3 protein-coding genes and 1 pseudogene are annotated in these 6,702 nt (G+C 73.0%); 2 read left to right on the forward strand and 2 right to left on the reverse strand.

Annotated elements, in window-relative coordinates; genetic code table 11:
• Window positions 1-756 (forward strand): annotated as a pseudogene (locus DLJ47_RS19785) (hypothetical protein); the annotation flags it as partial.
• Window positions 757-814: 58 nt separating this feature from the next.
• Window positions 815-2,278, forward strand: a complete 1,464-nt coding sequence (locus DLJ47_RS19790; RefSeq protein WP_109901490.1) for a cryptochrome/photolyase family protein — start codon at window positions 815-817, stop codon at window positions 2,276-2,278.
• Window positions 2,279-2,396: 118 nt separating this feature from the next.
• On the opposite strand, the gene DLJ47_RS19795 is transcribed toward DLJ47_RS19790, so the two are convergent.
• Both DLJ47_RS19795 and ileS read right to left on the reverse strand, forming a co-directional pair.
• Window positions 2,397-3,092, reverse strand: a complete 696-nt coding sequence (locus tag DLJ47_RS19795) for a lysophospholipid acyltransferase family protein (RefSeq protein ID WP_109901492.1) — start codon at window positions 3,090-3,092, stop codon at window positions 2,397-2,399.
• A 187-nt stretch (window positions 3,093-3,279) separates the two neighbouring features.
• Window positions 3,280-6,426, reverse strand: a complete 3,147-nt coding sequence (ileS, locus tag DLJ47_RS19800) for an isoleucine--tRNA ligase (protein WP_109901494.1) — start codon at window positions 6,424-6,426, stop codon at window positions 3,280-3,282.
• Between the last annotated feature and the right edge of the window lie 276 nt (window positions 6,427-6,702).

The raw sequence follows: 6,702 nt of genomic DNA on the forward strand, positions 1-6,702 counted from the left end.
CCGCCGGTCTCCCGGCCGGCCCCGCCACCGGCCCCGGTCGCCCGACCGGCCCCACCACCGGCCTTCGTCGCCCGACCACCGGCCCCGCCGCCGGCCGCCCCGGTCCGGCCGCCCCCGCAGCGGCGCGGGAGGCAGACCCCGCCGCCGGTGGCGCCCCCGCCCGGCTGGCAGGCCCCCAAGGGGTACGTCCCGGTGGCCGTCCGCAAACGTCGCCGCTGGCCCTGGCTGCTGCTGCTCACCCTGGCCTGCTGCTGCGGCTGCCCGGCCTACTACGGCATGCCGATCGCCGCGCAGTACCCGGCCAAGGCGGCGCTGCCGGCCGAGGTGGACGACCTGCGGCTGCGCGACGACAGCCGGTCGGAGCAGACCGCCCGGCAGCTGGAGACCGAGGTACGCAAGGCGCACTGGCTGGCCGAGGAGACCTTCGCCGGCGTCTACGCCACCGGGGACGGCAAGCGGGTCACCGTGTTCGGCGGCACCGGCTTCCGGTTCACTCCGGAGGCGGACGCCGAGCAGGAGTTGGACCGGCTCACCGCGCAGTACCGGCTCGGCGCGGCGCAGGTGGTCGAGACCGGGGTGCGCGGCCGGCACGGACGCTGCGCGGTCGGTCGGGACGGCGGTACGGACGTGGTGGTCTGCACCTCGGCCGACCACGGCAGCATCGCCACCGCGGTGTTCACCCGGCTCTCCGTCGACGACAGCGCCCGACTGCTCGACCGGATGCGCACGCAGATCGTGACGGCGGACCAGAACTGAGCCGATTGGCTGAGGTTTCCTCGTCCTCATTTCTGAATAAAACGGCCACAATCGGGGCATGTCGCGGCGTTGGCTCTTCGCCGACCAGCTGGGGCCGCACTTCCTCGACCACCGCCACCAACCGGTCCTGCTGATCGAGTCGAAGGCGGTCTTCCGCCGGCGCGCGTACCACCGGCAGAAGGCCCACCTGGTGCTGTCCGCGCTGCGCCACCGCGCCGCCGAGCTGGGCGACCAGGCGATCTTCCTGCGTACCGAGACGTACCGGCAGGCGCTGCGCGGGGTCCGCGAGCCGCTGGAGGTGTGCCACCCCACCTCCCGGGCCGCGCTGGCGTTCGTCCGGAGTCTGGACCGGGTCACCGTGCTGCCGCCCCGGGGTTTCGTCACCGCTGTCGACGACTTCGCCGAGTGGGCGGACGGCCGCCGGGGCGCCCTGCGGATGGAGGCGTTCTACCGGTTCGCCCGGGAGCGCCACCGGGTGCTGGTCGACGGCGACGAGCCGGTCGGCGGCCGGTGGAGCCCGGACCCGGAGAACCGGGAGCCGCCGCCGAAGGGCGCCCGCCGGCTCGACCTGCCGCCTCCGCCGATGCCGACGGAGGACGACATCGACGCCGAGGTCCGGGCCGACCTGGACCGGTGGGAGCGGGAGGGCATCCGGTTCGTCGGGCGAGACGGGCCGCGCCGGTTCCCGGCCACCACCCGGGAGGCGACGGCCCGGCTGCGGCACTTCCTCCGGCACCGGCTGACCCACTTCGGCCGGTACGCCGACGCCATGCTCGCCGATGACCCGTGGATGGCGCACAGCGCGCTGTCGTCCGCGTTCAACCTCGGCCTGCTCGACCCGGTGCAGGCGGTGCGCGCCGCCGAACGGGCGTACCGCCGCGACGGCGCCCCGCTGGCCGCCGTGGAGGGCTTCATCCGCCAGGTGCTGGGCTGGCGCGACTACGTGTGGAACCTGTACTGGTACTTCGGCCGCGGCCACCCCGGCCGCGACGAGCTGGCCGGCCGCCGGTCGGTGCCGGCCTGGTTCCGCGACCTGGACGCCGACGCGGTACGGGCGCGCTGCCTGTCGGACGTCCTCGGCGACCTGCGTGAGCACGGCTGGGTGCACCACGTCCCCCGGCTGATGGTGCTCGGCAACTACGCCCGGCAACGCGGCTGGCACGCCGCCGAGCTGGTCGACTTCTTCCACCGCGGCTTCGTCGACGGTTACGCCTGGGCGATGACCGTGAACGCGATCGGCCTGAGCCAGTACGCCGACCTGGACCGCAGGCCGTACGTGGCCGGCGGCGCGTACATCAACCGGATGAGCGACTACTGCGGCGGCTGCCGGTACGACCCGCGCCAGCGCCTCGGCGCGGACGCCTGCCCGTTCACCGCCGGCTACTGGGCCCTGCTGGCCCGCGACCGTAACCGGCTCCCGCCCAACGCCCGGATGGCCCGGCAGCTGGCCCAGCTCGACCGGCTGCCCGACGTCGACCAGGTGCTCGACCAGGAGAGCCACCGCGGCGACCAGCCGCCGTGACCGGGCCAGGCGAGCCGGGCCGAGGCCGGGCAGGGTTCAGATCGGGGCCAGGCCGGGGCCAGGCAGCGGCCGAGCGGGGGTCGGGGAGAGGTCGAGCCAGGGCCGGGTCGGGCCGTCGTCAGACCGGGGTGTCACCGGGGGTCGCCGGGTGCGCCCGCGGCGGGGCGTACCGGGGCACGTACTCCTGGCCGGTGAGCTTCTGGATCTCGCTCATCACCTCGTCGGTCATCGCCCGCAGCGACGTCCGGTCGTCCGGCCGGCCGGTGAAGTCCAGCGGCTTGCCGAACCGGATGGTGATGTCCGCCGGCAGCAGCCGGGGCATCCGGGCGCCGATCGGCTGGACCCTCTCGGTGCCGATGGTGCCGACCGGGATCACCGGCACCTGCGCGGCGACCGCCAGCCGGGCCACCCCGGTGCGGCCGCGGTAGAGCCGGCCGTCCGGCGACCGGGTCCCCTCCGGGTAGACGACCACCAGGTCACCGCCCTTGAGCGCGGGGATCGCCGCGTCGAACGCCGACAGCGCCGCCCGCCCACCGGCCCGCTCGACCGGGATCGCACCCAGGCCGGTGAGCACCGCCTTGCTGAACCAGCCGCGCAGCCCGGTGCCCTTGAAGTAGTCCGACTTGGCCCAGAACGCCAGGTGCCGGGGCACCACCGTGCCCAGCAGCAGCTCGTCGGCGACCGAGAGGTGGTTGGCCGCGAAGATCGCCCCGCCGGTCGGCGGGATGTGCTCCAGCCCCTCCACGGTGGGGCGCCAGGCCAACCGGAGCGCGGGCGCCACGGTGAGCTTGCCGATGGTGTAGAGCAGGGGCACGGATCCTCCGGCGGTCGGGCTGGTCGGGCTGGTCGGGCGCTGTCACGTTAGCGGACGTCCCCCGGACACCCCGCGCGGGTGGCGGGCGGTCCGCGGGCTGGTCCGGGTGGGCGGCGAGGGGCCCGGAGCGGCCCTTCCGCCGCGCGAACGCGACGGAAGGGGCCACTACGGCCGGCTCACCCGAATCTCATACCCGGCGAACGGCGACCGTCACCCGATCGCCCTCACCGACCTCGCCGGTGAACCCCTCGACGCCCGCCACGACGTCGACCTGGTCGGCCAGCACCTCCCGGGCCACGAAGTCCGCGAACCCGGCCACCGCCGCGCGCACCTCCTCGGACGCCGACAGCGCCACCACGATCCGGTCCGAGACGTCCAGATCGGCGTCCCGGCGGGCCTGCTGCACCACCCGCACCACGTCCCGGGCCAGCCCCTCGGCGGCCAGTTCCGGGGTGACCTCGGTGTCCAGCACGACCACGCCCTCGCCGCCGGGCAGCGGCGCGGAGTGCTCGGCGTCGGCGGCGACCAGGCGCAGCTCGTACTCGCCCTCGGCCAGGGTGACCCCGGCGGCGACCGGGGCGCCGTCGACCAGCTCCCACTCTCCCGCCTTGACCGCCTTGATGACCTGCTGCACCTGCTTGCCGACCCGCGGCCCGAGCGCCCGGGGCACCACGGTCAGCACCTGCTGGCAGTACGCGGACACCTCGTCGGTGAACTCCACCGCCTTGACGTTGACCTCGTCGGCGACCAGGTCGGCGAACGGCCGCAGCTGCTCCGCCGCCGGGGAGGCGACGGTCAGCCGGGCCAGCGGCAGCCGCACCCGCAGGCCCTTCGCCTTGCGCAGCGACAGCGCCGCCGAGGCGACCGCCCGGGTGTCGTCCATCGCCGCCACCAGGTCGTGGTCGGCCGGGAACCCGGTGGCGTCCGGCCAGTCGGTCAGGTGCACCGACCGCTCACCGGTGAGCCCGCGCCAGATCTCCTCCGCGGTCAGCGGCGCCAGCGGCGCCACCACCCGGCAGAGCGTCTCCAGCACCGTCCACAGGGTGTCGAACGCGTTGTGGTCACCGGCCCAGAAGCGGTCCCGGGAACGCCGGACGTACCAGTTGGTCAGCGCGTCCAGGTAGGACCGCACGGTGGCGCAGGCGCCGGAGATGTCGTACGCGTCCAGCTGCGCCTGGACCGTGTCGACCAGCTCCCGGGTCTTCGCCAGCACGTACCGGTCGAGCAGGTGGCTGCTGTCGGTCCGGCGGCGCGCCTGGTACCCGTCCGCGTTGGCGTAGAGCGAGAAGAAGTACCAGACGTTCCACAGCGGCAGCAGCACCTGGCGCACCGCGTCCCGGATAAGCGTCTCGGTGACCGCCATGTCGCCGCCGCGCAGCACCGGCGAGGACATCAGCATCCAGCGCATGGCGTCCGACCCGTACGAGTCGAAGACGTGGTAGACGTCCGGGTAGTTGCGCAGGCTCTTGGACATCTTGCGCCCGTCGGAGCCGAGCAGGATGCCGTGGCTGAGGCAGTTGCGGAACGCCGGCCGGTCGAACAGCGCGGTGGCCAGCACGTGCATGGTGTAGAACCAGCCGCGGGTCTGCCCGATGTACTCGACGATGAAGTCACCCGGGTAGTGGTGCTCGAACCAGTCGCGGTTCTCGAACGGGTAGTGCACCTGGGCGAACGGCATCGAGCCGGACTCGAACCAGCAGTCCAGCACCTCCGGCACCCGGCGCATCATCGACTTGCCGGTCGGGTCGTCCGGGTTGGGGCGGACCAGCTCGTCCACCGCCGGTCGGTGCAGGTCGGTCAGGCGTACGCCGAAGTCCTGCTCGATCTGCTCCAGCGAGCCGTAGACGTCCACCCGCGGGTAGGTCGGGTCGTCGGACTTCCACACCGGGATCGGCGAGCCCCAGAACCGGTTCCGGCTGATCGACCAGTCCCGGGCGTTGGCCAGCCACTTGCCGAACGAGCCGTCCTTGATGTGCCCCGGGGTCCAGTTGATCTGCTGGTTCAGCTCGACCATCCGGTCCTTGAACCTGCTCACCGCGACGAACCAGGACGACACCGCCTTGTAGACCAGCGGGGTGTCGCAGCGCCAGCAGTGCGGGTAGGAGTGGGTGTAGGTGTCCTGCTTGAGCACCACCCCCCGCTCCTTGAGCTCCCGGATCACCGGCTTGTTGACGTCGAAGACCTGCTCGCCCTGGTACGGCGGGACCAGCGCGGTGAACCGGGTGTGGTCGTCCACCGTGACGACGGTCGGGATGCCGGCCGCGTTGCAGGTGTTCTGGTCGTCCTCACCGAAGGCCGGGGCCAGGTGCACGATCCCGGTGCCGTCCTCGGTGGTGACGAAGTCCGCGCCGAGCACCTGGTAGGCGTTCGGGCCGGCCTGCTCGACCAGGAAGTCGTAGAGCGGGGTGTACCGGCGCCCGACCAGGTCCGCGCCGCTCACCGTGCCGACCTGCTCGTACCCCTCCAGCTCCTTGGCGTACGCGGCCAGCCGGGCGACGCCGACCAGATAGCGGTCGCCGTCGCGCTCCAGCACCGCGTACTCGATGTCCGGGCCGACGGCGAGCGCCAGGTTGGACGGCAGGGTCCACGGCGTGGTGGTCCAGACGCCGAGCCGCACCGGCCCGCGCACCGGCTCCGGGGCGCCCTCGTCGGGGGTCAGCTCGAACCACACCGACAGCGTCGGGTCGTGCCGGTCCCGGTAGACGTCGTCCATCCGGGTCTCGGTGTTCGACAGCGGCGTCTCGCAGCGCCAGCAGTACGCCAGCACCCGGAAGCCCTCGTAGACCAGACCCTTGTCGTGCAGGGTCTTGAAGGCCCACATGACGCTTTCCATGTAGTCCAGGTCGAGGGTCTTGTAGTCGTTGGTGAAGTCGACCCAGCGGGCCTGTCGGGTGACGTACCGCTCCCAGTCCTGGGTGAACTCCAGCACCGAGGTGCGGCACGCCTCGTTGAACCGGGCCACGCCGAGGTCGAGGATCTCCGCCTTGCTGGTGATGCCGAGCTGCTTCTCGGCGACCACCTCGGCGGGCAGGCCGTGGCAGTCCCAGCCGAAGCGCCGCTCCACGTGCCGGCCGCGCATGGTCTGGTAGCGCGGCACCACGTCCTTGACGTAGCCGGTGAACAGGTGGCCGTAGTGCGGCAGGCCGTTGGCGAACGGTGGGCCGTCGTAGAAGACGTACTCGTTCTTGCCGTCGGTGCCGGCGGGACGGGCCTCGACACTGGCCTCGAAGGTCTTGTCGGCCGTCCAGTGCTCCAGCACCCGGCGCTCGACCGCGGGCAGGTCCGGGCTCGCCGGCACGCCGGCGGCGGTCGGGTCGTGCAACGGATAGGCCATCGGGGGTCGCTCTCCTCAGCAGCTCACGCGTCGTGTGGGTCTGCGAGGACGAGCCTTTCCGGTACGCCTGTCGGCGCCCCGGGTGGGCCCGCGGTACCACCCCGCTTGGCGGTCAGGATCGACCGCCCGCTCGTTGGCCGGCTGTGACGGGCCGGACCCGTCCGGTTCTACTGGGCCGGTCACCCGGCTGTTCTTCCGGAGGCTCGCCGGTGATGGCCGGGTCATCGCCTTACGGTCGCCAAGAATACTCGACCCCCGGCACCCCGCGCCCCTGAC

Source organism: Micromonospora sp. S4605, assembly GCF_003176715.1.
Taxonomy (GTDB): Bacteria; Actinomycetota; Actinomycetes; order Mycobacteriales; family Micromonosporaceae; genus Micromonospora; species Micromonospora echinaurantiaca.